Origin of the sequence: Nonomuraea sp. AD125B, assembly GCF_041402765.1 — a bacterium.
GTDB lineage: Bacteria > Actinomycetota > Actinomycetes > Streptosporangiales > Streptosporangiaceae > Nonomuraea > Nonomuraea bangladeshensis.
In genome coordinates, this window is sequence record NZ_JBGLOU010000009.1 from 382,811 (window position 1) to 405,525 (window position 22,715).

A 22,715-nucleotide genomic window follows, 5' to 3' on the forward strand; every position below is an offset into this window, starting at 1 on the left:
CTCACACTACCGCTGGTTCCTTCTGCTCCACCTGCTGGACCGGCTTCGGCTTGCCCGGCATCCACCGCGCCACCACGACGACGCCGAGCAGCGCGATCGCGGCCGAGACGAGCGCCGTGACGTGCATGCCGTCGATGAACGCCGCGAACGCCGGCTTGACCAGCGCCTGGCCGCGCTCGCCGAGCGCCTCGGCCACGCCCATGGTGGCCATGATGGACTCACCGGCGGCGTGCTGGACGCCGGCCGGCAGACCGGCGAGCACCGGCTCCATCTGCCCACGATAGGTCGACGACAACACCGAGCCGAGCACGGCCACGCCGAGCGCGCCGGCCACCTGGCGGACGGTGTTGCTCATGGCCGAGCCGACGCCGGCCTTCTCCCGGGGCAGCGCCTCCATGATCGCGGTCGTGGCGGGCGGCATGATGTTGGCCATCGCGGCGCCCTGGACGAAGAAGACGACCTCGATGAGCAGGATCGGGGTGTTCTCGGTCATGAACGCGTAGCTGGTCAGCACCAGCGCTATCACGATCATGCTGACCGTGGCGGCCAGCTTGGCGCCGACGCGCTCGTTCACCCGCTGGCTGAGCGGCGCGAAGATGAGCTGCGCGGCGGCGAACGGGATCATCAGCGCTCCCGCCTGCAGCGCCGAGTAGCCCAGCACGATCTGCAGGTAGAAGGTCAGGAAGAACATCCCGCCCATCATCGCGAAGAACACGATGCCCATCATGCCGATGGCCGAGCCGAACTTGGGGTCGGCGAAGCTGCGCACGTCGAAGACCGGGTGGTCGATGCGTCGCTCCCACCAGACGAACACGCCCAGCACCGCCACCCCGGCGAGGGTGGGCACCAGCACCTCGGCGCTGGCCACGGTGCCGAGGTAGCCGCCGCGGATGATGCCGTAGACGAGGGAGACCAGGCCGATGATGGACAGGATCACGCCGACCGGGTCGAGCTTGGACGGCTTCGGGTCCTTCGACTCGGGCACGATCGTGGCGATGAGGATCATCCCGATGACGACGATCGGCACGTTGACGAGGAAGACCGAGCCCCACCAGAAGTGCTGGATCAGCAGGCCGCCGGTGATGGGGCCGATCGCCACGGCGAGGCCCACGCCGCCCGCCCACACGCCGATCGCGCGGCCGCGCTCGGCGGGCGGGAAGACGTTGGAGATGATCGCCAGGGTGGCCGGCATGATCGCCGCGCCGCCGATGCCCATCGCCGCCCTGGCCAGGATGAGCTGCATCGGGTCCTGGGCGTAGGCGCTGGCCAGCGAGGCCAGGCCGAACAGCACCATGCCGACGACCAGCATGCGCTTGCGGCCCGTGCGGTCACCGATCACACCGAAGGTGAACAACAAGCCGGCGAACACCAGGGTGTAGGAATTGATCGCCCATTCCAGCTCGCTCTGCGTCGCGCCCAAGCCGGCCGTGGGATCGGCGATGGTCTTCATCGCCACGTTGAGGATCGTGTTGTCGAGCACGACCGCCAAGAGGCTGAACACCAGCACGCCGAGGATGGCCCATCGGCGTGGGTGGCCCGAGTTCGGGTCCATGGAACGTCCTTAATTTCGATACGATTGAGTTTCGCTACGCAAACGTATCGCAAGACATTCCGATACGCAACGGTCCCGTTTCGTAAATTCCGTGTGAACGGCCGGCCCCCTCCTGTCACCGGCGCGTCACGTACGAACGCGCGGCACCGGTGCCCCCGTGGCCCGGCGCCGCGCGATCAGCTCAAGGAGCCGGCACCTCCGGAGCCGCCGCGGCGACCGCAGCCGGAGCCAGGGTCGACGGGGCCGCAGGAACCCCCACGACCTCCGCGGCCGCCGGAGCGGCGGCCGGCTCCTCCGGCGGCGCCGGGACGGTGTCCGTCGCGTCCGGCGGCGCCAGGACGGTGTCCGTCGCGTCCGGCGACGCGGGGGGCCGGCGGCGCCACAGCGGCAGCGCGGCCAGCACGATGGCCACGCCGGCCAGCCCCGCCACCGTGAACGCCCACGACGATCCCACGCCGTCGATGACCGCCCCCGCGATCGGCGCGGAGGCCGCGCCGCCGATGAGCAGCGCGGTGCCGTGGAGGCCCATCGCCTCGCCCCTGGCCGCCGCGGGCACCCGGCCGCTGACGACGTCGACCGTGGACGACAGCGCCGGCGCGCACAGCAGCCCGGCCGGCAGCAGCGCCAGGATCAGCCAGCGCCAGTCGCCGCCCGCCAGCCCGACGGGCACCGTCAGCAGGCCCATGCCCGCGATCAGCGCGAACGGCGAGAAGCCGCGCGACAGCCCGCCGTACACGAAGCCGCCGACCAGCGAGTAGACGCACCAGATGCCGACGGCGAGGCCCACCCACTCGGTGTCGCCCGCGTCGGTCATGGTGGCGACCATGGACAGCTCGGTCGCGGTGAGCACGAACGTGGCCGCCGCCACCGTGGCCATCAGCCCGCCGAACGCGGGCGTCAGCCACTCGCGCCGCGCCACCTTGCCGCCCAGCGCCTCGTGCTCCTTCTCGGCCTCGGAGCGGGTGGGCGGGTTGAGCGTGAGCAGGCCGAGGCCCGCGAGCGTCATGCCGACCCCGATGACCGTCATCGTCACCGGGCTGCCCAGCGCGGTCAGGCCCGCCACGGCCAGCGCGGGACCGGTCATGTAGGACAGCTCGACCAGCATCGAGTCGAGCGTGAACCCGGTGCGCCGCTGCGGCGCGGGCACCATGGCGGCCAGGCACTGCCGGGTCACGCTGAACACCGGCAGCGCCAGCAGCCCCGCCAGCGCCGCCGCGGCGGCGAGCGCGGGGAACGGCAGCGCCCACGCGCAGGACCAGAACGCCGCCTGCACCGCGGTGGTGACGGCGAGCACGGGACGCAGCCCGTGCCGGTCGACGAGCCTTCCCGACAGCGGCGAGCCGATGGCCATGCCGATCGTGCTCGCCATCGTGACCAGCCCGGCCTTGGCGTAGCCGAGGTGCAGCACCTCGGCCACGTGCAGGGTCAGCGCCATGCCCGTGGCCGTGGCCGGCACCCGGGCGAGCAGCCCCACCAGCAGCAGGGTGGGGACGCCCGGGATTTTGAGCAGCCGTCGGTAAGGGTCGAGAGCCATGGTGTTCGTTACCTCCGCATAGATTGTGGCAACAGGCACCGACACTTTCGCCACTGGGTTTTCCGCGCGGCTCTGCCCTCGCGGCCTTTTTGTCCCCTTGACCTCGCGTGCCATCATCGGAAGAGGTCCGGGGACGCCACTGGGGCGCCTCGAGACGGCTCAGGAGGGTTGATCCATGTCCTCTTCCACCACCCCCACCCCCACGACGACGCTGTACGGCGGCGCCGCCGGCCGCCGCGTCACCGTCCGCGACCTCGCCGCCGCCAAGGAGCGCGGAGAGCGGTGGCCCATGGTCACCGCCTACGACGCCATGACGGCGCGGGTGTTCGACGCGGCCGGCATCCCCGTGCTGCTCGTGGGCGACTCGGCCGCCATGGTCGTCTACGGCTACGACTCCACGCTGCCGGTCACGGTCGACGACCTGCTGCCGCTCACCGCGGCCGTCGTACGCGGCTCGTCGCGGGCGCTGGTCGTCGCCGACCTGCCGTTCGGGTCCTACCAGGCCTCGCCGGCGCAGGCCCTGGAGTCGGCCGCCCGCTTCATGAAGGAGGCGGGCGCGCACGCGGTCAAGCTGGAGGGCGGCCGGCGCATCCTGCCGCAGGTCGAGGCGCTGGTCTCGGCCGGAGTGCCGGTGATGGCGCACCTCGGGCTGACCCCGCAGTCGGTCAACGTGCTCGGCGGCTACCGCGTGCAGGGGCGGGGCCAGTCGGGCGACGAGCTCATGGCCGACGCCAAGGACCTGGAGCGGGCCGGGGCGTTCTCCGTCGTGCTGGAGTGCGTGCCGGCCGAGCTGGCGCACCGGGTGACGACGTCGCTCGCGATCCCGACGATCGGGATCGGGGCGGGGGCGCACACGGACGCGCAGGTGCTGGTGTGGCAGGACCTGATGGGGCTGACGCCGCGGCCGGCGAAGTTCGTCAAGCGCTACGCCGACCTCGCCGGCGACCTGGACCGCGCGGCCCGCGCCTTCGCCGCCGACGTCACCTCCGGCGCGTTCCCCGCCCCGGAGCACACCTACAGCTGACCTCCCGGGCAGCTGACCTCCCGGGTGCGCCGCCGGGGGCGGCGCACCCCGAAGCAGGTCAGAGGCCGGCCGGGTCGGTGTTGGAGCCGCACACGACGACCGCCACCCGCTCCCCCTCCTCCGGCCGGTACGCCCCCGACAGCAGCGCCGCGTACGCCGCCGCCCCCGCGTGCTCGGCCACCACCCGGTGCCGCTCCCACAGGGTGCGCCGCGCCGCCACGATCGCCTCGTCCGGCACCAGCACGCTCCGCACGCGCGGCCCGGACAGGACGCCGAAGGCCAGCCCGCCGATCCTGCTGGCGCCGAGGGCGTCCGCGCCCACCCCGCTCACCCCGACCGGCACCGGCTCGCCCGCCGCCAGCGCCGCGTTCAGCGTGGGGATCAGCTCGGGCTCGACGGCCACGATCCGCGGCCCCGCACCGCCGGCGTCGCCGGTGCCGAGGGTGATGCCGGCCGCGAAGCCGCCCCCGCCGACGGCCACCAGCACGCTGTCCACGCCGCCGGTCTGCTCCATGATCTCCAGCCCGGTCGTGCCCTGCCCGGCGATCACCTCGGGCTGGTCGTAGGCGTGGACGGAGAGCGCGCCCGTCTCGGCGGCGCGCTTGGCCGCCGCCTCCGCCGCCTCGGCGTAGATCGCCCCGGTCTGGGTGACGTGCGCGCCCAGCGCCGCCAGCCCCGCCACCTTGACGGGGCTGGTCACCTCGGGCACGAAGATCTCGGCCCGCACGCCGAGCGTCCGCGCCGCGTACGCCACGGCGAGCCCGTGGTTGCCGCCGCTGGCCGCGATCACGCCGCTGTCCGGCAGCGGGCCCGCCGACAGGATCCGGTTGAACGCCCCGCGCACCTTGAACGACCCGGAGTGCTGCAGCAGCTCCAGCTTCACGAACAACCCCGGCGAGACCTCCAGCACGGGCGTGCGCAGCACGAACCCGGCGATCCGCCGGGCGGCGGCGGCGACGTCCTCACGGGTGACGGCGGTCCCATCGGTGATCATGACATTCTCCCCGGTGTCAGCGCGGACTGTACGTCTCGCAGGCTACGCGAGCGCCTGCGACACGTCGGCCCAGAGGTCCTCGGGATGCTCGATGCCGACCGCGATCCGCACGGTGCCCTCGCCGATGCCGTTCGCCGCCAGCTCCTCGGCGGTCAGCGAGCGGTGCGAGGTGGTCGCGGGGTGCATGACCAGCGTCTCGACCCCGCCGAGCGAGGGGGCGAGCATCGCCAGCCGCACCGCCTTCATGAACCTCTCCCCCGCCGCGCGCCCGCCCGCCAGCTCGAACGAGAACACCCCGCCGAACCCGGGCAGCAGCTTGCGCCCCAGCTCGTACGACGGATGCGAGGCCAACCCCGGCCAGTGCACCGCCGACACCGCCGGATGCGCGGCGAGCCGCGTGGCCAGGTACTCGGCGTTGGCGCAGTGCCGCTCCATCCGCAGGGCGAGCGTCTGCAGCCCGCGCACCACCAGCCAGGCCGCGAACGGGTCGGCCGCCGCCCCCAGCTCGATCGCGAAGCGCCAGACCCGCTCGTACAGCTCCGCCTCGGCGAAGACCGCCAGGCCGCCGATCACGTCCGTGTGCCCGGACAGGTACTTCGTGGTGGAGTGCACGACGACGTCGGCCCCGTGCTCGATCGGCCGGCACAGCATCGGCGTGGCGAAGGTGTTGTCGACCACGGACAGCAGCCCGAGCTCGCGGGCCGCCGCGCACATGCCGGGCAGGTCGGCGATCAGCGCCGTCGGGTTGCTGATCGTCTCCAGGTAGACGACCTTCGTCTCGGGCCGCCGGGCGGCGCGCAGGGCGGCGGGGTCGTTCTCCGGCACGTACGTGACCTCGATCCCGAACCTGCCCGCGAGCTCGGCCAGCATCGCCGAGGTGCCGCCGTACAGCGCCTGCTGGGCGATGAGATGGTCACCCGGCCTGAGCAGGCCGAGCAGGACGGTGTTGATCGCGCCCATGCCGGAGCCGGTGGCGATCGCGCCCGCGCCACCCTCAAGACCGGAGACGGCCAGTTCCAGCGAGCGGACGGTGGGGTTGGTGTAACGCGAGTAGACGAACGGCCCGGACGGGTTCCCCATCGCCTCGGCCATGACGGCCGGGTCGGAGAAGGAGAACCCGGAGGTCTGGTAGATCGGCACGGTCATCGGGCGGCTGCCGTCCACCGGCGCCTGGGGGATGTGCACGGTTCTGGTCTCTGGGCGGTAATCGGTCATGCGACCAGCATCTCCCGCGCGGCGGCCTCGGTTGAGAGCCAATCCGGCAGAATTGGCTCATGAAGGGGGCCAATCTGGACGACCTCGTCGATCTGCTGGGCCGCTGGGCGTCCGGGCGCGGCCCGCTCTACCTGCTGCTGGCCGCCCGCCTCCGGGCGCTGATCGACGACGGCGTGCTGCCGCCCGGAGATCCGTTGCCGCCCGACCGGGTGCTGGCCCGGCGGCTGGCGGTGGGCCGGGGCACCGTGGTCGCCGCGTACGACCTGCTCCAGCAGGAGGGCCGGGTGACGCGCCGCCGGGGCAGCGGCACCCGGGTGGCCGCGCTCGACCTGCCGGCCAGCAGGACCGTCGACGGCGTGCCCGCCAACCCGCTGCTGCTGCACCTGCTGCATCCGCCGGACGGGGTCGCGCTGCTCACCTGCGCCGCGCCCGACGACCCGCCGGAGGCGCTGCGCGAGGCGTACGAGGAGGCCGCCCGCTCCCTGTCCGGCCTGCGCGACCTGGGCTACCAGCCGGCGGGCCACCCGGCGCTCCGGGCCGCGCTGGCGGCGTACTACACCGGGCGCGGGCTGCCGACCGAGCCCGCGGAGATCATGGTGACGACGGGGGCCCAGCAGGCGCTCACGCTGCTCGCCGGTCTCCTCGTGGCGCCCGGCGACACCGTGCTGACCGAGTCGCCGACGTACCCGGGGGCGCTGGAGGCGTTCCGGCACGCGGCGGCCGTGGTCCGGCCGGTGACGCCGGAGGGGCTGGGCGCGGCGCTGCGGGAGCGGCCCGCCCTCGCCTACTTCGTCCCGACCGCCCGCAACCCGGACGGCGCGATCATGCCGGTGTCCGAGCGGCGGCGGCTCGCCGCGCTGGCCGCCGAGCACGACGTGCCGCTCGTGGACGACGAGGTCTGCGCCGAGCTGTGCTTCTCGGGACCGGCGCCGCCGCCGCTCGCCGCGTTCGGGCGGGGCGAGCAGGTGATCAGCGTCGGCTCGATGAGCAAGCTGGTCTGGGGCGGGCTGCGGGTCGGCTGGATCCGGGCCGCCGCCCCGCTGGTGTCGCGGCTGTCGCGGCTGCGGGCGGTGCACGACCTCGGGGGCGAGGTGGTCAGCCAGCTCGCCGCCGCCGCGCTGCTGCGCCGCCTGGACGAGGTACGCGCCCCGCGGGTGCGCGCCCTGGCCGCCCGCCACGACCACCTGTGCGCCGAGCTGCGCGCGCGGCTGCCGTCGTGGACGTTCGAGCCGGCCGGGGGCGGCCAGACGATCTGGGTCCGCGTCCCGCGCGGCGAGGTGGACGCCTTCGCCCAGGTGGCGCTCAGGCACGGGGTGGCGGTGCCGCCCGGCCGCTCGTTCGACCCGCTCGGGGGGCACGCCGACCGCATGCGGCTGCACTTCCTGCTGCCCCCGGACGAGCTTTCGCGAGCGGTGAACAACCTGGCTCTGGCCTGGGCGGCCTTCGACGGCACGGGCCGCGCGGCGGCACGGCACACCCTGATCGTCTGAGAGTGTGGGGGGCGTGGAGACGACCTTCGTACTTGTGCACAGCCCCTCGGTCGGCCCCTCGACCTGGGCGCCGGTGGCGGAGTCGCTGGAGCGGCGCGGCCACGCCGTCGTGGTTCCCGACCTGACCGGCATCTCGGCGGGCGGCCCGCCCTACTGGCCGCGCGTCGTGGCCGCCGTGAGGGACGCCGTGGTCAGGGACGCCGGGCCCGGCGGGCCGCTCGTGCTCGTGGTGCACAGCAACGCCGGCTTCTTCCTGCCGGCGATCAAGGAAGGGCTGGGCGAGCGCGTGGTGGCCTGCGTGTTCGCCGACGCCCACATCCCGCCGCCCGCCGGCCTCGTACGGATCGCGGAGGAGGAGTTCCTGCCGTTCCTGCGCGGCCTGGCCGGCCCCGACGGCGTGCTGCCGCGCTGGACCGACTGGTGGGACGAGGAGGACGTGGTGGCCATGCTGCCCGATCCCGCCGTGCGGGTGCGGGTGACGGCCGAGCAGCCGCGGCTGCCGCTCGACTACTACACGCAGTCCGTGCCGGTGCCCGCCGGGTGGGACGCGGTCAGGTGCTCCTGCCTGTGGTTCGGGCCGCCGTACGACGGGGTGGCCGAGGAGGCCGGCCGGCGCGGCTGGCCGGTGACCCGGCTGCCCGGCCTGCACCTGCACCAGCTCGTCGAGCCCGAGGCCGTCACGGACGCGCTGCTGAAGTTGTCGCGCAAGTCGTGAATTCTTCACTGCCGTCCTGAGTGCCCGCCGGGCGATAGTCGGAGCCATGACGACGATCCAGGTGAGCGGGCTCAGGAAGAGCCATCAGGGGTTCGAGGCGGTGCGCGGAATCTCGTTCGAGGTGGCGGAGGGGGAGATCTTCGCGCTGCTCGGCAGGAACGGCGCGGGCAAGACGACGACGGTCGAGGTGCTGGCCGGGTTCCAGCGGGCCGACGCGGGCGAGGTGCGGGTGCTCGGCCTCGACCCGCACACCGATCGCGCGGCCCTGCGCCGCAGCACGGGGATCATGCTCCAGGAGGCCGGGTTCTTCCCCGACCTGACCGTGGCCGCGACCGTGGACATCTGGCGGGGCTTCGTGGCCGCGCCCCGCCCGCGCGCCGAGGTCCTGGAGCCGGCCGGGCTGTCCGGGCGCGCGGACGTACGGGTGCGGCAGCTCTCCGGCGGCGAGCGGCGCCGGCTGGACCTGGCGCTGGCCCTGCTGGGCCGGCCCCGGGTGCTGTTCCTCGACGAGCCGACCACCGGCATGGACCCGGAGGCGCGGGCGGCCACCTGGGACGTCGTCCGCGGCCTGGCCGCGGAGGGCGTCACGATCCTGCTGACCACCCACTACCTGGAGGAGGCGCAGCGCCTCGCGGGCAGCATGGCGATCATGGACGCGGGCCGCGTCGTGGCCGCGGGCGGCATGGCCGAGACGCTGGCCGGGCGGGCCGGGCGGGTGTCGTTCGCGATGCCCGCGCACGTGGACCCCGGCGAGCTGCCGCTGCCCGCCGTGGTCGAGGACGGGCGGGCGGTGTGCCGCGCCGACGATCCCGACCTGGCCGCGCAGACGCTGCTGACCTGGGCCGCCGGGCGGGGGCTGCGGCTGGCGGGCCTGGAGGTGCGCCAGGCCACGCTGGAGGACCTCTTCCTCGACCTCGGCGGCGACGCCGCGCTCGCGGGAGGCGCCCGATGAGCTTCGCCGCCACCTACCGGCTCGGCGCCCGCCTGTTCTGGCGGGACAAGGCCATGCTGTTCGCCTCCGTGGTGACGCCCGTGGGGCTGTCGATCGGGATGCCGCTGCTCATGCGGCACGTACGGCCCGACGGCCCGGCCGCCGCGGCCGAGATGTTCCCCGCCACGCTGGCCATCGTGCTGTCGATCACCGCGTTCATGAACATCACGGTCGCGCTGACCGGCCGCCGCGACCAGCTCGTGCTCAAGCGGCTGCGGGCGACCGAGCTGACCGACGGGCAGATCCTGGCCGGGCAGATCAGCTCCAACGCCGCCCAGACGTTCCTGGTGATCGTGGGGTGCGCGGTGGCCGTGTTCCTGGCCGCCGGGGTCGCGCCGCCGCCGAACGCCCTGGTGGTCGCGCTGGTCGTGGCGGCGGGCTCGGCCGTGATGGCGCTGCTCGGGGCGGCGTACACGGCGGCGGTGCCGCGGACGGAGCTCGCGGCGGCGTACACGATGCCGGTCTTCCTCGTCGCCGGCGTGTCGGCGGGCGCGATGGGGCCGATCCCGCTGCCGTCGTGGCTGCGGCCCGCGCTGGACCTGCTGCCGACCTCGGTCGTCGTGGACGCCGTGCGCACCGGCGAGCCGCTCCGGGCGGTGCTGGTGCTGGCGGGATGGGCGGCGGCAGGGCTCGTGGCGCTGCGGCTGTGGTTCCGCTGGGAACCCCGACGGTCCTGACACCACCACAAAAAGGACATAATCGGCTGTGCTCTCCACCCCGGCGCCCTCCGTCCCCGCCAGGCGGCTCGCGATCGTGCTCATCACGGCCGTGTCCGTCGCCTACACCGTCATCGCGCTGATGTACTTCCGGTGGGGAGCGGGCTTCGGCGTGGTGTCCGCCCTCATCATGCTCGCCGTCGTCGGCACCCACCACCTCAACATGCGGGCGGCGCTGCGCGGCGAGCGCTCCGCCCGCTTCCCGCTGCTGGTCGTGCTGCAGGCGGTGGCCACGTACCTGCCGGACTTCCTGCTGCCGGGCGGCGCCTCGGCCGTCGCCACGCCGATGCTGGCGGGGACGCTGCTGGTGTTCCTGCCGCTGGGGTGGGGGTGCGCGCTGGTGGGGGCGGCGATGGCGTACGAGGGGTTCATCCTGTGGGGCGGCCTCGACTTCGCCGTCGTCACCGCCTTCTACGTGGTGAGCGTGCCGACGACGGGGGCGATGACGTACGCGCTGGTCCGCCTCGCCCGGACCGCGGAGGAGCTGGCGCGGGCGCGGGAGGAGCTGGCCGACGCCGCCGTGCTCAAGGAGCGGCTGCGCATCTCCCGCGACCTGCACGACGGCCTCGGGCGCAGCCTCACCGCGATCGCGCTCAAGGGCGACCTCGCCACCCGCCTGCTGGAGCGCGACCCCGGCTCGGCCCGCACCGAGATGGGCGACCTCGTACGGGTCGCCAGGGAGGCCGCCCAGGACGTACGCCGAGTCGCCCGCGGCTACCGGGCCATGTCGCTCGCCGGCGAGGTGGACCGGGCGGCGGCGCTGCTGGAGTCGTCCGGCGTGAGCTGTCAGGCGCACCTGGCCGCCGTGACGCTGCCGCGCCCCTCCGAGGAGGCCCTGGCCTGGGGCGTACGCGAGGCGGTCACCAACGTCCTGCGGCACAGCAGGGCCACCGTCTGCACGATCACCACCTCGACCGGCGACGGCAGGGCCCGGCTGGAGATCGCCAACGACGGCGTACCGCCCGAACCTGGACCGGCCGAACCCGGACCGGCCGGCGGCGGCCTCACCGGCCTGGCCGAGCGCGCCGCCCAGGCGGGCGGCTCCTGCGCCGCCGCCCCGACCGGCGACGGCGGCTTCCTGCTGGCCATGGAGGTGCCCGCGTGATCAGGATCCTGCTGGCCGAGGACATGCACATGATCAGGTCCGCCCTCACCGCCCTGCTGAGCCTGGAGTCCGACATCGAGGTCGCGGCCGAGGTGACGCGCGGCGACGAGATCGTGCCCACCGCGCTGCGGGTCCGCCCCGACGTCGCCGTCGTGGACATCGACCTGCCCGTGCTCGACGGCATCACCGCCGCCGCCGAGCTGCGCGAGCGCCTGCCGTCCTGCCGGATCCTCATCCTCACCGCGCTCGGCCGGCCCGGCCAGATGCGGCGCGCGCTGGCCGCCGGGATCGAGGCGTTCCTCGTCAAGGACGCCCCCGGCGATCGGCTGGCCGACGCCGTCCGCCGGACCGCCGCGGGCCTGCGGGTGCTGGACGCCGAGCTGGTCTCGGCCGCGATGGAGTACGGCGAGAGCCCGCTCACCCCGCGCGAGGCCACCGTGCTCAGGGAGGCGGCGCGGGGCGCGTCCGCCGAGGACATCGCCGCCCGCCTGCACCTGTCGTCCGGCACCGTGCGCAACTACCTGACGGCCGCGATCACCAAGACCGGCGCCCGCAACAAGATCGACGCGATCCGCGTCGCCGAGGACGCCGGCTGGCTCTGAGAATCAGATGTCGGTGATCCGCAGACCCGCGTGTGCCTTGTAACGCCGGTTGATCGAGATGAGGTTGGCGGTGAACGCCTCGACCTGGTGGGCGTTGCGCAGCCGCCCGCCGTACACCCCGCGCACCCCCGGGATCACCGCGGCCAGCGCCTGCACCGTCTCGGTCGCCTCACGGTCGTCGCCCAGCACCAGCACGTCCAGGTCCACCTTGTCGACCGCCGGGTCCAGCAGCACGACCGCCGAGACGTGGTGGAAGGCCGCCACCACCCGGCTGTCCGGCAGCACCGCCGCGGCCTGCTGCGCGGCGCTGCCCTCCTCTACGGGCAGCGCGTAGGCGCCCTGCTTGTCGAAGCCGAGCGGGTTCACGCAGTCCACCACGATCTTGCCGGCCAGCTCGGCGCGCAGCGACTCCAGCAGCGCCTTGTGGCCCTCGTACGGGACGGCCACGATCACCAGGTCGGCCTCCTTGGCGACGTCGGCGTTGGCCGCGCCGCGCGCGCCCTCGCCGATGGTCTCGGCCGCCTCCTGGGCGCGCCTGGCGCTGCGGGAGCCGATGAGCACCGGATGCCCGGCCAGCGCGAACCGCCGCGCCAGGCCCTTCCCCTGGTCGCCGGTGCCGCCGAGGATGCCGATGGAGAGCCCGCTCACGTTCACGTCAGTCATGCCTCGCATCATGCCAGCCGCCTCGCGCGTGGCGAGCGCGAGGGCTCGCTGACCGCCGGAGCGCACAGGGTGTCAAAGCATCACTTCCGAAACAGCTCCCCCGTACGGGAGCGTCCGGCACCATGGGCTCATGGACTCGGGATCGGTGGCACTTCTGCGCGAACTCCTGGCCCGTACGAGCTGGCTCGACCGTGCCCGTGACCTCGGCCAGGCGCTGCGCGCCACCCGCTCCCCCGGTGGGCTGCTGCTGATCGGCACACCGGAGGACGAGCCCTGGCACCTGACCGCCCACCTCGCCGACGAGGCGCGGTTCTCCGGGCTGCCGCAGCTCACGCCCACGCTGGTGCGCTGGGCGCCGCCCGCCGACGCCCCCGCCCACCTGCGTGTCGGGCTCGACCGGCTGGAGCGGACGGCGCGCGGGGAGACGTTGTTCGTGCTGGCCGAGCAGCGGGCGCCGGTGCCGCTGCTGGAGCGGGTGGACGACGCCCGTCGCACCGGCGCCACCGTCCTCGCCATCGAGGGGGGCGACCGGGAGCTGGCCGGGCTCGCGCACGACACGCTGGAGGTGCCGCGCGAGGGGCTGGTCACCTTCGACGGCGCCCAGCACCTGGTGAGCGCGGCGGCCGGCGAGGTGGAGCAGCGCCTCGGCCTCCGCGGCCGCCTCGCCCGCCTCCTCGACAGGGTCAGCGGCCCTCAGCTCCCCGACTGAAGGCAGGTCGGCGGCGGTCCTGGCGGGCCGTCGGCGGCCGGTCAGACGGGGTCGGGCTGGGCGGGCCGGGTGCGGAGGCGGTCGCTCAAGGGGGCCTGGAGCGCCGCCGTGGCCTCCTCGATCGCGGCGATCACCACCGCCTGCACCGGGTCCGGCTCGCCCGACCTGGTCCGGCTCACCCGCGTGACCGCGTCCATCCGCCGCGCCCCCACGTCCCGCAGCTCGCTCACCCGCACCTCCCCCTCGGGCACGTCCAGCAACGCCAGCGCGGGCACGATCGCCACCCCGTGCCCCGCCGCCACCAGCGCCAGCGTCGGCCCGAACTCGGTGATGACGTGCACCTTCCGCGGCTCGAACCCGTGCAGCCCCGCCAGCCGCTCCAGCGCCTGCCCGCACGCCTGGTCCTGCTCAGCGGCGACCCACGGCAGCCGGGCCAGGTCGGCGACCGTGCGCGGCGGGTCCGGCAGGTCGGGCGGCAGCACGATGCGGTACTCGTCCACGTACAGCAGGCGTGTGCTGAGCAACGGCTGGGTCAGCGCGGGCAGCCCCATGTCCTGCTCGGTGATGACCACGTCCACCGCGCCGAGCCGCAGCTCCTGCAGCGCGGGCTGGCCGTAGACCTCGTGGATGACGGGGACGATCTTCGGGTGGCTCTCGGCCAGCGCGCGCAGGGCGGGCACCAGTATGTGCTTGATGAAGGTGGGGAACGCCGCGATGCCCACCGGCCCGGCCAGCCGGTCGGTGAAGCGGGTGAGCTCGCGCCGGGCCTCCAGCAGCTCCTCCTCCACCCGCTCGGCGTAGCCGGCCAGCACCCGCCCCGCGGGGGTGAGCGACACGCTGCGCTGGGAGCGGTCGATGAGGGCCAGCCCGACCTCGCGTTCGAGCTGGGCGAGCTGCTGGGAGACGGCGGAGGGGGTCAGGTGGAGTGCCTCGGCGGCCCGCATGACGCCGCCGCGGCGGGCGACCTCGTGCAGGATCCGCAGCCGCCGGGGGTCGATGTCCATACAGATCAGCTTACGGGGAACTTCATGTTTCTTTATTTGTGCTTTACCGCGAGGGCCCAGGAGAATCCTGGCATGGATCTCCTTCTCGCGGTCGTCGGCTGGGCGGGCGCGGCCGTCCTGCTCTCGGCCTACGCCCTCGTCTCGTCCGGGCGCATCCAGGGCGACGGGCTGACCTACCAGGTCATGAACCTCTTCGGCGCGGTCGGGCTCATGGTCAACAGCGCCTGGAGCGCCGCCTGGCCGTCGGCCGGGCTCAACCTCGTCTGGGCCGCCATCGGCGTGGTCGCCCTCGTCAAGCTCGCCAAGGTCGGTGCCGCGAGATGATCGTCGAGCTCAGCCACCGCGTCCACGACGGCCTGGTGACCTACCCCGGCATCCCGGCCCCGCGCATCGGCGTCCATCTGAGCAGGGAGGACTCCCGGGCGGTGTACGCCCCGGGCACCGAGTTCCACATGGCCACGATCGCCCTGGCCGCCAACACCGGCACGTACGTCGACACGCCCTTCCACCGCTACCCCGACGGCCAGGACCTCGCCGCGATGCCGATCGACCGGCTCGCCGACCTGCCCGGCCTGGTGGTGCGGGCAGAGGGGCCGGGCCGCGCGGTGACCGTCGACCGGAGCCTCGACGTGCGCGGCAAGGCCGTGCTCGTGCACACCGGCTGGGACCGCCACTTCGGCACCGAGGCCTACGTCGACGGCCACCCCTACCTGGCGCCGGAGTCGGCCGCCTGGCTGGCCGAGCAGGGCGCGGCGCTGGTCGGGATCGACTCGCTCAACATCGACGACACCCCGCCGCACGGCGAACGCCCCGCCCACACGATCCTGCTGGGGGCGGGGATCCCGCTGGTGGAGCACCTGACGAACCTGGCGGCCCTGCCCGAGGAGGGTTTCCGCCTGCACGCCGCGCCACCCATGATCGCGGGCATGGGGACCTTCCCCGTACGGGCCTACGCGGTGCTGTGACCGCCCGCGGATCAGTCGTCGTCCTGCTCCGCCTCGTCCCACGCCTTGTTGCGGTCGGCGGCGCGTTGCAGCGCCCCGGCCGCCTCCTCCTGCGAGGCGTAGGGACCCATCCGGTCCTTGTTGGGGCAGCCCTGGTCGGGCTCGACCCGCATGTGCTTCAGACAGAACCACCACTGGCCTTCGCTCACGGGGTCAATTCTGCCCCGTAGACTCATAGTTCATGACGACACTGCTCCAGCCCGGGCGAGTTTCGCCCATGCGAAAGGTCCCCGCCCACATCGAGCGGCCGGAGTACGTCGGTAAGAAGCGCCCCAAGACCGGCGAGTCCGACGTGAAGACCCCCGAGATGATCGAGCGGATGCGGGTGGCGGGCCGGATCGCCGCGCAGGCTCTCGAAGAGGTCGGCAAGCACGTCAGGCCGGGCGTCACCACCGACGAGCTCGACGTCGTCGGGCACGAGTTCCTTCTCGACCACGGCGCCTACCCCAGCACGCTCGGCTACAAGGGCTACCCGAAGTCTCTGTGCACCTCGATCAACGAGGTCATCTGCCACGGCATCCCCGACGACACGGTGCTGCGCGACGGCGACATCGTCAACGTCGACATCACCGCCTACATCGGCGGCGTCCACGGCGACACCGACGCGACGTTCCTGGTCGGCGAGGTGGACGAGGAGTCGCGGCTGCTGGTCGAGCGCACCCGCGAGGCCATGATGCGGGCCATCAGGGCCGTCGCCCCCGGCCGCCAGCTCAACGTCGTGGGCCGCGTCATCGAGGCCTACGCCAAACGGTTCGGCTATGGAGTGGTGCGCGACTTCACCGGCCACGGCATCGGCGCGTCCTTCCACTCCGGCCTCATGGTGCCGCACTACGACGACCCGTCGCTGCGGGTGGAGCTGGTGCCCGGCATGACGTTCACGATCGAGCCGATGCTCACGCTCGGCACCATCGAATACGAGATCTGGCCCGACAAGTGGACGGCGGTCACCGCCGACCGCAAGCGCACGGCCCAGTTCGAGCACACGATCGTGGTCACCGAGACGGGCAGCGAGATCCTCACCCTCCCCTGATGCCGCTAAGGGCGCCTCGGCACCACTCCGGTGACCGTGGTGCCCTCGCCCGGCACGCTGTTGACCGACAGGCTGCCGCCGACCTCGGCGAACGCCGCCCGCATGCGGGCGATGCCCTGCCCGGCCGCGCGCCCCTTGGCATGCCCCGTGCCCGCCCCGTGAAAGCCGCGCCCGTCGTCGCTCACCGTGACCCGCAGGCCGCCGCTCCCCGCCGTGACGGCGATCGAGACGGTCCGCGCGCCGCTGTGCCGCTCGACGTTGTCCAGGGCCTCGCGCATGGCGGTCATGACCCCGGCGCACACCCCCGCGGGCACCTCGCCGGCCGGCAGGGCCCAGATCTCCACGGCGATCCCCGACCGCTCCCCCCACTCGGCGAGGTAACTCTCGAGCGCCTCGGCCAGGCTTTGCCCCCCACGCATGCGCGTCTCTTCCACTGGTTTCGCCTTCCTCGGCACCCCACGCCGGCCCCCACTCCGGCGATCCGCCCGGTCGCGCGTCCCCCCTCAAGGCTGCGCGCCGCTTGCTGACAGGGTTATGCCCCTCTCCCCCAGGAGCAAGGCTACCTGGCGGTCCAGAGACGTGAAACGGAAGATAGAGGGCCGTGGCCGATCGGCTACTCGCCCTGGTCGGCCTTGTTGAGCCGGGCGAGGTAGGCGTTGTAGGAGTCGAGCTCGGGGTCGCTCGCGCCCCGGTCCGCGCGGCGGTCGCTCCTGCGGGCCTGCCGGTCGTCGTCGCGGTACCACTGGAAGGCGATGGCCAGCAGCACGATGAGCGTCGGGATCTCGCCGAAGCCCCAGGCGATGGCGCCGCCGTCCTGCTGGGTCTGCAGCAGGTTGTCGCCCCAGGTGCGGCCGAGCTGGTCGTACCAGCCGGAGGCGATGACGGAGCCGGTCATCATCAGCGCGATGCCGAAGAAGGCGTGGAACGGCATCGTGACGAAGAGCATGAGCAGCCGGCCGACGTGCGGGAGCCGGTTGGGGCCAGGGTCGACGCCGATGATCACCCAGAAGAACAGGCAGCCGCTGACGAGGAAGTGCACGGTCATCCAGATGTGGCCGAGGTGCTCGGTCATCGCCGACTCGAACAGCGGCGTGAAGTACAGCGCGTACGTCGAGGCGACGAAGATGACCGTGGCGACGACCGGATGCGTGACGACCTTGGTGTAGCGGCTGTGCAGGATCGTGGTGATCCACTCGCGCGGCCCCCGGTCGCCCTTCCTTACGGCGGGCTTGAGCGCGCGCAGCGCGAGCGTGATCGGCCCGCCGAGGACGAGGAAGATGGGCACGACCATGGACAACGTCATGTGCTCGATCATGTGCATGTCGAACATGACCTTGGCGTAGCGGGCCAGCCCGCTCTGCGTGACGAACACCAGCAGCGCCACCCCGGCGAACCAGGACACGGTGCGGCCCCAGGGCCAGGCGTCGCCGCGGCGGCGCAGGCGTACGACGCCGGCCGCGTAGAGCCCGGCGAGCACGGCGGCGACCAGGGCGAAGAACAGGTCGAGCCACCACAGGCTGAAGATCCTGCCGAGCGTGAGCTCCGGCGGGAGCGGGAAGCCGAGCAGTTCGTAGGCGCGGTCGGCGGGGATGCTGTAGTCGGGCGGCGGGGTGCGCGACAGCGCGACGGCCAGGCCGACGGTGGCGAGCATGAGCAGCGTCTCGCCGCCGGCCAGCCGGGCGAAGGCCCCGGGCTCGCCGGCCTGGAGGCGGGTGAGGGTGCGCTGGCGGTGCCAGTAGCCGACGTAGCCGAGCAGCACGAACGCGACGAGCTTGGCGAGGGCGAGCAGGCCGTACTCGTCGATCCACAGGTCGGAGAGCGCGCCCAGCCTGGCGACCAGCGCGAACACGCCGGACAGCCCCACCCCGGCGTAGCACCAGAGCGCCATCCGGGAGAAGCGGGCGGCGGCCACGTCGAGCTGCGGCTCGCGGCGCAGGGCGTGGCCGGCCAGCACGACCAGGCCGCCCACCCACAGGGCGAGCGCCAGCAGGTGCAGCGCCACCGACGAGGTGGCCAGGTCGTGGTTGGGCGAGGAGGAGGTGTGGCCGGTCAGCGGCGGCGGCAGCATCGTGACGAGGGCGAGCGCCAGCAGCCCCGCCGAGGCGCCCGCGGTGATCGCCCCGCGCGAGAACAGCGCGATGGCCACGGCGAACAGCACGACGAGGGTGAGCGCGACGCCCTGCGTGGTCTGGGTGGCGTAGCTGCTGAGCAGGACGCCGTCGAACACCTGCGGCAGGGTGCGGCCGATGGACTCGGCGGCGCCGAAGACGATGGCGAGGAACGCCGCGCCGGCCCAGGTCAGCGCCGCCCAGGAGGCGGCCTTGACGTATTCGAGCGCGGAGGCGCCGAGCATGCCCTTGTCGCTGGGCAGCAGCGCGGTGGCCATGAGCAGCAGGCCCACCGTGAGCAGGCCGGCGACGTCCATGAGCATCTTGGAGACGGGCAGGCCCCACCGGACCACCGCGCCGGCGTCGGGCAGGCCGGGGATGATCCTGGGGAAGGCCGTGCCACCGGCGATCATGCCGAGGACGAGGGCGGCGACCGCGGCCGCCACGCCCGCGAGGACGAGCCGCGCCGCCCTGCTCATGGCTTGCTCTTCCGCGCGCTGAGCAGGAAGCCGATGCCGATGCCGACGAGGGCGCCGATCACGATGATCAGCCAGACGGGGAACGACCCGCCGCCGTCCTCGGCCGCCGCGGGCGCGGCGGCCGGCTCCTGAGCCGCCGCTGAGGACGCCGGCGCGGACGCCGGCGGGGCCGCCGCCTCGGAGGAGGCCGTCGTCGAGGGCTCGGCGCTCGACGACGGGGTCTCCTCGGCGGCCGGGGCCTTCAGCGTGAACGGGATCTCGCCCTCGATCGGATGCCCGTCGGAGGACACGACGCGGTAGGCGATGGTGTATTTGCCACCCGGCAGCGACGGCTTGACCGCCTGCCGGACCACCGCGCCGTCCTGCTCCGGCTCGCCGGCCTGGTATTGGGCGCCGCCGGGCCCGTTGAGCACGACGAACGGCAGACGGACCCGGGCGCTGAACTCCAGCCGGACCTCGTCGAGGGACTCGACCTCGGCTCCCTTGGCAGGGGAGCTGCTCTTCAGCGAGTCGTGCGCCAGCGCCGGGGCGGCCGTGCCGGCCACGAGCAGTCCGGACGCGAGCAGGGCGGCGAGTATCGCGGTGAGGGCCGCGATCGGGGAAGTCTTCATGGCACCCCCCAGGCTACCGACGCCACCGCCCGGTCCGGACCCCGCTACAGCCCCACGCAGGCGAGCGCCCGCTGGTAGGCCTCCACCGCGCCCTCCTCGTCGCCCAGCTCCTCCATGGTGGCCGCGGTGGCGAACCAGGTGGAGGCGGAGCGGCGGGAGTCGGGCAGCGGCGTCAGCCAGTCGCGCACGGACGCCACGTGCTCGGCCGCCTCCTCCGAGCGGCCGACCGCGCCGTAGGCCCGGCCGAGCAGCAGGCCCGCCTCGGCGCCGAGCACGTGCCCGAACTCCGGCAGCAGGTCCCTGCCCAGCCTGGCGTGCTCGGCGGCCGCGGCGTAGTCGCCGCACAGGTAGTCGGCCATGGCCAGGTCGAGGGTGAGGTGGCAGCGGTCGAAGGTGCTCGTCGAGGTCTGCTCGAACTCCTCCAGCGTCGCGCGCAGCGCCTCGCGCACGTCCGCGGCCTCGGCGGGCCTGGCCGTGAGCCGCTTGCGCAGGAACGACCCCCGCATGCGGGCGACGTTGCGCGGGCTGCCGTGCTCCAGCTGCACCGCCAGGGCCCGCTCGGCGAGGGACAGGGCCTCCTCCAGGTGGCCGGTGAGGTAGGCGGCGCTGGAGGCGTTCCAGTTGGCGGCGACGATCGCGCGCGGCGTGCCGAGCGCGTCGGCGGCGTTGAGCAGCTCGGCCGCGAACTGGCGGGCGCGCAGCAGGTCGCCGCGCTCGATGTAGGCGGCCAGCAGCGTGGCGCCCAGCTCGACCAGCCCGTCGGCCCAGGGCTGACGGGCGCTGCCGAGCAGCATCCGCTCGCCCACCTCGACGGCCTTGGTGAGCTGCTCACTCTCCCGGTAGACCCGGCAGAGCACCATCGTGACCTCGACGCGCCGGTCGGCGGGGAGCTCGCTCTCCTGCAGCCTGAGCAGGATCGAGGCGGCCTCGGCGAGGTCGCCGCAGGCCTCCGTGGCGAGCGCCAGCCCGAACTCCGCCTCTTGACGCAGCGAGGTGAGCCCTGTCAGGTTGTTGTTGGCCAGCAGCTCCGCGAAACGGTTGCGGGCCTCGGTGACTTCGCCGTTCTCGAGCGCGAGCCGCGCGTAGCCGAGGGCGAGCTCGATGTCCTCCATCTGCTCGGCGGTGACGCCGTTGATCAGATAGGACAGCGAGCAGTCAAGTTTCTGGGCCAGCAGCTCCAGGACGGCGGGCGTCGGGGTACGCTTTCCACTCTCGATCAACGAGACGTAACTGTCCGACAGCTCGGGATGCGCCAACTGTGCCTGCGACAGGCCGCGTTGTCGCCTAACCGTCTTGATGCGGAGTCCGACTAGGTCAGATGTGGTCACAGTCGTCGCTCCCTGAGAAGATATGTCCAAGCAACTACATAGGCGAGGGAGAACCCCCATGCGTATGCGCATTGCCCTGTCCGCCCTGGTCACTGCGATCGCTGTCGTGGTGACCATTGGAAGCAATGTTACGGCCGCAAGTGCCGACACGTCTTCCATCAGTTCTGCATACGAGATCTACTGCTGTTGAGCTGAACCGGCACGAGGGGGCGCGCGAGTCTTCCGAGCACGAAAACCGCACCGCGCTCGCGGGCCTGCTCCTCCGCAGGAGCCGGCGTCGTCCCGTCGCGTTCCCTCTGCCGTCCCGCTCCTCCCCCCGCTACCGGGGTGGGGCGGTGTCGCGCAGGGCGAGGTAGAAATCGACCCGGTCGGCCATCGTGGCCAGGTTCCTGCCGGTCAGCTCCTCGATCCTGCGCACCCGGTAGCGGACCGTGTTGACGTGCACGTGGAGCCGTTCGGCGCAGGCGTTCCACGAGCCGGCGCAGTCCAGGAAGACGCCGAGCGTACGCACCAGCTCCGACTGGTGGCGGCGGTCATAGTCGAGCAGCGACGACAGCAGCCGGTCGGCGAAGGAGCGGCGCACCTCGGCCGGCACGGTGGCCAGCAGCAACGCATGGGTGTAGATCTCGTCACTGGTCACCACGCCGCCGCCGCGCGCCTCGGCCAGCCGGCGGGCGTGCCCGGCCTCCTCGACGCCGCCCTTCAGCGCCGCCGCCCCCGTGAGCGCCCCGCTGAGCCCCGCGCACACCCGCGTGTCAGGCAGCGCCGACAGCACGCCGGCCGCGGCGCGCAGCCGGGCGGCCAGCTCGTCGGCGGTGCCTCCGCGCAACGGCACCACGGCCACCGCTCCGTCGGCCCCGGCCGCCGCGACGACCTCGCGTCCCAGCAACTCCTCCACGACCTGCCCGCCGAGGGTGGCGGGGTCGGGTCCGCGGGTGGCGCCGGGGCGGGGCGCCGTGACGTCCACCACCGCGTACGGCTCCGCCGCGCCGACCCCGCAGGTCCGCAGCCGGGCGTTGAGCTCGGCCGCGTCGGCCCCGGCGAGCGCGGCCACGACGAGCTGCTCGGCGAGCCGCCGCTCCACCCGGCGGCCCTCCTCCACGCGCATGCGTTCGAGCCCGACGCAGGCGGCCAGCTCGTAGCCGAGGTCGGCGCGGTCGAGCAGGTCGCCGTCGAGGGCCAGCGCCCAGCCGGCGGCGCGGTGACCGCGGCCCACCGCGAAGATCGTGCGGCCGTGGGCGCGGGCGGGCAGCCGCGGCGCGGTCAGGTACGCCCGCGCGACCTCCTCGGGCTCGGCCACCGTCCCCACGACGACGTGCCCTGACGCGGTCACGACGGCGCCGGTGACGCCCAGCTCGGCGGCGGCCACCTCGAACAGCTCACGCAGGTCCGCGCCCTCGGCGACGGCCGCGACGAGCCTGCGGTGCCGGCCGAGCGCGGCCCGTACGTCGCCGGACGGGCGGGGCGCGGCGAGCTCGGTGAGGGTGCGGAAGGAGACCTCGGTCGGCACCTCCAGCAGCGGCAGCCCGGCGGCCGCGCAGGCGGACACGAGGTCGTCGGGCACGTGCCCGAGCAGGGCGGCGCCCGCGCCGACGGCGGCGACCCCGGCCTCGGCGAGGGTGGTCACGAACCGCGCGGAGTCCTCCGGCGCCTGCCGCCACATGAGCCCGGTCAGCACCAGCTCGCCGCCCGACAGGTAGCGCCCCGGCTCGGGCAGGTCGGTGATGTGCACCGTGGCGAACTCGCGGTCGGGGTCGCCGGTCAGCAGCCTCAGCCGCAGGCCGGGAATGTCCAGCAGGTCACGGATCCGCACTTGGAGGAATATACAAGCCGGTTGTTAC

Annotated in this window: 23 protein-coding genes; 11 read left to right on the forward strand and 12 right to left on the reverse strand. The window is 73.6% G+C overall.

The window, feature by feature from the left end; genetic code table 11:
• Window position 1: 1 nt before the first annotated feature.
• Both ACBR40_RS25480 and ACBR40_RS25485 read right to left on the reverse strand, forming a co-directional pair.
• The gene (locus ACBR40_RS25480; RefSeq protein WP_344214474.1) at window positions 2–1,552 is read right to left on the reverse strand and encodes an MFS transporter; all 1,551 of its coding nucleotides are present in this window, start codon (window positions 1,550–1,552) and stop codon (window positions 2–4) included.
• Window positions 1,553–1,733: 181 nt separating this feature from the next.
• Window positions 1,734–3,086 carry an MFS transporter gene (locus ACBR40_RS25485; protein WP_371250360.1) on the reverse strand — a complete coding sequence of 451 codons (1,353 nt, stop codon included), beginning with the start codon at window positions 3,084–3,086 and terminating at the stop codon, window positions 1,734–1,736.
• Window positions 3,087–3,261: 175 nt separating this feature from the next.
• Between ACBR40_RS25485 and panB the strand changes: the two genes are divergently transcribed.
• Complete coding sequence (gene panB, locus ACBR40_RS25490) at window positions 3,262–4,110, forward strand: 3-methyl-2-oxobutanoate hydroxymethyltransferase (RefSeq protein WP_344214470.1); 849 nt, start codon at window positions 3,262–3,264, stop codon at window positions 4,108–4,110.
• Between the two features lie 58 nt (window positions 4,111–4,168).
• Here the strand turns inward: panB and ACBR40_RS25495 are convergent, their stop codons facing one another.
• Window positions 4,169–5,104 (reverse strand): serine/threonine dehydratase, encoded by a 936-nt coding sequence (locus tag ACBR40_RS25495; protein ID WP_371250361.1) that lies wholly within the window; start codon window positions 5,102–5,104, stop codon window positions 4,169–4,171.
• A 42-nt stretch (window positions 5,105–5,146) separates the two neighbouring features.
• Window positions 5,147–6,319: an aminotransferase class I/II-fold pyridoxal phosphate-dependent enzyme gene (locus ACBR40_RS25500; RefSeq protein ID WP_344214466.1), complete on the reverse strand. Its 1,173-nt coding sequence runs from the start codon at window positions 6,317–6,319 to the stop codon at window positions 5,147–5,149.
• Window positions 6,320–6,378: 59 nt separating this feature from the next.
• Between ACBR40_RS25500 and ACBR40_RS25505 the strand changes: the two genes are divergently transcribed.
• The 6 genes from ACBR40_RS25505 to ACBR40_RS25530 are packed head-to-tail and all read left to right on the forward strand — an operon-like array spanning window position 6,379 to window position 11,938.
• Complete coding sequence (locus ACBR40_RS25505; RefSeq protein ID WP_371250362.1) at window positions 6,379–7,809, forward strand: PLP-dependent aminotransferase family protein; 1,431 nt, start codon at window positions 6,379–6,381, stop codon at window positions 7,807–7,809.
• A gap of 13 nt (window positions 7,810–7,822) precedes the next feature.
• Entirely contained in the window at window positions 7,823–8,524 is a 702-nt protein-coding gene (locus ACBR40_RS25510) for an alpha/beta hydrolase (RefSeq protein ID WP_344214462.1), read from the forward strand.
• A 46-nt stretch (window positions 8,525–8,570) separates the two neighbouring features.
• Window positions 8,571–9,476, forward strand: a complete 906-nt coding sequence (locus ACBR40_RS25515) for an ABC transporter ATP-binding protein (RefSeq protein ID WP_344214460.1) — start codon at window positions 8,571–8,573, stop codon at window positions 9,474–9,476.
• Entirely contained in the window at window positions 9,473–10,192 is a 720-nt protein-coding gene (locus tag ACBR40_RS25520) for an ABC transporter permease (protein WP_344214458.1), read from the forward strand. Before ACBR40_RS25515 ends, ACBR40_RS25520 begins: the two co-directional genes overlap by 4 nt.
• 28 nt (window positions 10,193–10,220) lie before the next feature.
• Complete coding sequence (locus tag ACBR40_RS25525) at window positions 10,221–11,336, forward strand: histidine kinase (protein ID WP_344214456.1); 1,116 nt, start codon at window positions 10,221–10,223, stop codon at window positions 11,334–11,336.
• Window positions 11,333–11,938, forward strand: coding sequence for a response regulator transcription factor (locus ACBR40_RS25530; RefSeq protein ID WP_344214454.1), 606 nt, complete (start codon window positions 11,333–11,335; stop codon window positions 11,936–11,938). Before ACBR40_RS25525 ends, ACBR40_RS25530 begins: the two co-directional genes overlap by 4 nt.
• A 3-nt stretch (window positions 11,939–11,941) precedes the next feature.
• Here the strand turns inward: ACBR40_RS25530 and npdG are convergent, their stop codons facing one another.
• The gene (npdG, locus tag ACBR40_RS25535; protein ID WP_371250363.1) at window positions 11,942–12,601 is read right to left on the reverse strand and encodes an NADPH-dependent F420 reductase; all 660 of its coding nucleotides are present in this window, start codon (window positions 12,599–12,601) and stop codon (window positions 11,942–11,944) included.
• A gap of 130 nt (window positions 12,602–12,731) precedes the next feature.
• On the opposite strand from npdG, the gene ACBR40_RS25540 reads away from it, so the two are divergent.
• Entirely contained in the window at window positions 12,732–13,310 is a 579-nt protein-coding gene (locus tag ACBR40_RS25540) for a hypothetical protein (RefSeq protein ID WP_344214450.1), read from the forward strand.
• Window positions 13,311–13,351: 41 nt separating this feature from the next.
• Here the strand turns inward: ACBR40_RS25540 and ACBR40_RS25545 are convergent, their stop codons facing one another.
• Window positions 13,352–14,314 (reverse strand): LysR family transcriptional regulator, encoded by a 963-nt coding sequence (locus ACBR40_RS25545; protein WP_371250364.1) that lies wholly within the window; start codon window positions 14,312–14,314, stop codon window positions 13,352–13,354.
• Between the two features lie 72 nt (window positions 14,315–14,386).
• Here ACBR40_RS25545 and ACBR40_RS25550 point away from each other — a divergent pair, with 72 nt between their 5' ends.
• Both ACBR40_RS25550 and ACBR40_RS25555 read left to right on the forward strand, forming a co-directional pair.
• Window positions 14,387–14,638: a hypothetical protein gene (locus ACBR40_RS25550; protein WP_371250365.1), complete on the forward strand. Its 252-nt coding sequence runs from the start codon at window positions 14,387–14,389 to the stop codon at window positions 14,636–14,638.
• A complete protein-coding gene (locus tag ACBR40_RS25555) occupies window positions 14,635–15,279 on the forward strand; it encodes a cyclase family protein (RefSeq protein WP_371250366.1) in 645 nt (214 codons plus the stop codon). The genes ACBR40_RS25550 and ACBR40_RS25555 overlap by 4 nt, the downstream gene beginning before the upstream one ends.
• Window positions 15,280–15,290: 11 nt before the next feature.
• On the opposite strand, the gene ACBR40_RS25560 is transcribed toward ACBR40_RS25555, so the two are convergent.
• Entirely contained in the window at window positions 15,291–15,494 is a 204-nt protein-coding gene (locus ACBR40_RS25560) for a hypothetical protein (RefSeq protein ID WP_344214442.1), read from the reverse strand.
• A gap of 5 nt (window positions 15,495–15,499) precedes the next feature.
• Here ACBR40_RS25560 and map point away from each other — a divergent pair, with 5 nt between their 5' ends.
• Entirely contained in the window at window positions 15,500–16,348 is an 849-nt protein-coding gene (gene map / locus ACBR40_RS25565; RefSeq protein WP_344214440.1) for a type I methionyl aminopeptidase, read from the forward strand.
• Between the two features lie 5 nt (window positions 16,349–16,353).
• Here map and ACBR40_RS25570 read toward each other — a convergent pair whose 3' ends face one another.
• From ACBR40_RS25570 to ACBR40_RS25590, 5 genes are all read right to left on the reverse strand, one after another.
• Window positions 16,354–16,767 (reverse strand): sensor histidine kinase, encoded by a 414-nt coding sequence (locus ACBR40_RS25570; RefSeq protein WP_371250367.1) that lies wholly within the window; start codon window positions 16,765–16,767, stop codon window positions 16,354–16,356.
• A 194-nt stretch (window positions 16,768–16,961) separates the two neighbouring features.
• Window positions 16,962–18,935: a cytochrome c oxidase assembly protein gene (locus tag ACBR40_RS25575; RefSeq protein WP_371250368.1), complete on the reverse strand. Its 1,974-nt coding sequence runs from the start codon at window positions 18,933–18,935 to the stop codon at window positions 16,962–16,964.
• Window positions 18,932–19,546 carry a copper resistance protein CopC gene (locus tag ACBR40_RS25580; protein ID WP_371250369.1) on the reverse strand — a complete coding sequence of 205 codons (615 nt, stop codon included), beginning with the start codon at window positions 19,544–19,546 and terminating at the stop codon, window positions 18,932–18,934. The genes ACBR40_RS25575 and ACBR40_RS25580 overlap by 4 nt, the downstream gene beginning before the upstream one ends.
• Before the next feature lie 44 nt (window positions 19,547–19,590).
• The gene (locus ACBR40_RS25585; protein WP_371250380.1) at window positions 19,591–20,934 is read right to left on the reverse strand and encodes a helix-turn-helix domain-containing protein; all 1,344 of its coding nucleotides are present in this window, start codon (window positions 20,932–20,934) and stop codon (window positions 19,591–19,593) included.
• A gap of 259 nt (window positions 20,935–21,193) precedes the next feature.
• Complete coding sequence (locus ACBR40_RS25590; protein WP_371250370.1) at window positions 21,194–22,687, reverse strand: PucR family transcriptional regulator; 1,494 nt, start codon at window positions 22,685–22,687, stop codon at window positions 21,194–21,196.
• Window positions 22,688–22,715 lie beyond the last annotated feature (28 nt).

Excerpts from the sequence above, each read along its gene's own strand:
- ACBR40_RS25545 (WP_371250364.1), bottom strand. The coding sequence starts at position 14,314 with ATGGACATCGACCCCCGGCGGCTGCGGATCCTGCACGAGGTCGCCCGC.
- map (WP_344214440.1), top strand. The coding sequence starts at position 15,500 with ATGACGACACTGCTCCAGCCCGGGCGAGTTTCGCCCATGCGAAAGGTC.
- ACBR40_RS25585 (WP_371250380.1), bottom strand. The coding sequence starts at position 20,934 with ATGGGGGTTCTCCCTCGCCTATGTAGTTGCTTGGACATATCTTCTCAG.
- ACBR40_RS25570 (WP_371250367.1), bottom strand. The coding sequence starts at position 16,767 with ATGCGTGGGGGGCAAAGCCTGGCCGAGGCGCTCGAGAGTTACCTCGCC.
- ACBR40_RS25495 (WP_371250361.1), bottom strand. The coding sequence starts at position 5,104 with ATGATCACCGATGGGACCGCCGTCACCCGTGAGGACGTCGCCGCCGCC.
- ACBR40_RS25580 (WP_371250369.1), bottom strand. The coding sequence starts at position 19,546 with ATGAAGACTTCCCCGATCGCGGCCCTCACCGCGATACTCGCCGCCCTG.
- ACBR40_RS25485 (WP_371250360.1), bottom strand. The coding sequence starts at position 3,086 with ATGGCTCTCGACCCTTACCGACGGCTGCTCAAAATCCCGGGCGTCCCC.
- npdG (WP_371250363.1), bottom strand. The coding sequence starts at position 12,601 with ATGACTGACGTGAACGTGAGCGGGCTCTCCATCGGCATCCTCGGCGGC.
- ACBR40_RS25515 (WP_344214460.1), top strand. The coding sequence starts at position 8,571 with ATGACGACGATCCAGGTGAGCGGGCTCAGGAAGAGCCATCAGGGGTTC.
- ACBR40_RS25480 (WP_344214474.1), bottom strand. The coding sequence starts at position 1,552 with ATGGACCCGAACTCGGGCCACCCACGCCGATGGGCCATCCTCGGCGTG.
- ACBR40_RS25520 (WP_344214458.1), top strand. The coding sequence starts at position 9,473 with ATGAGCTTCGCCGCCACCTACCGGCTCGGCGCCCGCCTGTTCTGGCGG.
- ACBR40_RS25560 (WP_344214442.1), bottom strand. The coding sequence starts at position 15,494 with ATGAGTCTACGGGGCAGAATTGACCCCGTGAGCGAAGGCCAGTGGTGG.
- ACBR40_RS25550 (WP_371250365.1), top strand. The coding sequence starts at position 14,387 with ATGGATCTCCTTCTCGCGGTCGTCGGCTGGGCGGGCGCGGCCGTCCTG.
- ACBR40_RS25540 (WP_344214450.1), top strand. The coding sequence starts at position 12,732 with ATGGACTCGGGATCGGTGGCACTTCTGCGCGAACTCCTGGCCCGTACG.
- ACBR40_RS25505 (WP_371250362.1), top strand. The coding sequence starts at position 6,379 with ATGAAGGGGGCCAATCTGGACGACCTCGTCGATCTGCTGGGCCGCTGG.
- ACBR40_RS25500 (WP_344214466.1), bottom strand. The coding sequence starts at position 6,319 with ATGACCGATTACCGCCCAGAGACCAGAACCGTGCACATCCCCCAGGCG.
- panB (WP_344214470.1), top strand. The coding sequence starts at position 3,262 with ATGTCCTCTTCCACCACCCCCACCCCCACGACGACGCTGTACGGCGGC.
- ACBR40_RS25575 (WP_371250368.1), bottom strand. The coding sequence starts at position 18,935 with ATGAGCAGGGCGGCGCGGCTCGTCCTCGCGGGCGTGGCGGCCGCGGTC.
- ACBR40_RS25555 (WP_371250366.1), top strand. The coding sequence starts at position 14,635 with ATGATCGTCGAGCTCAGCCACCGCGTCCACGACGGCCTGGTGACCTAC.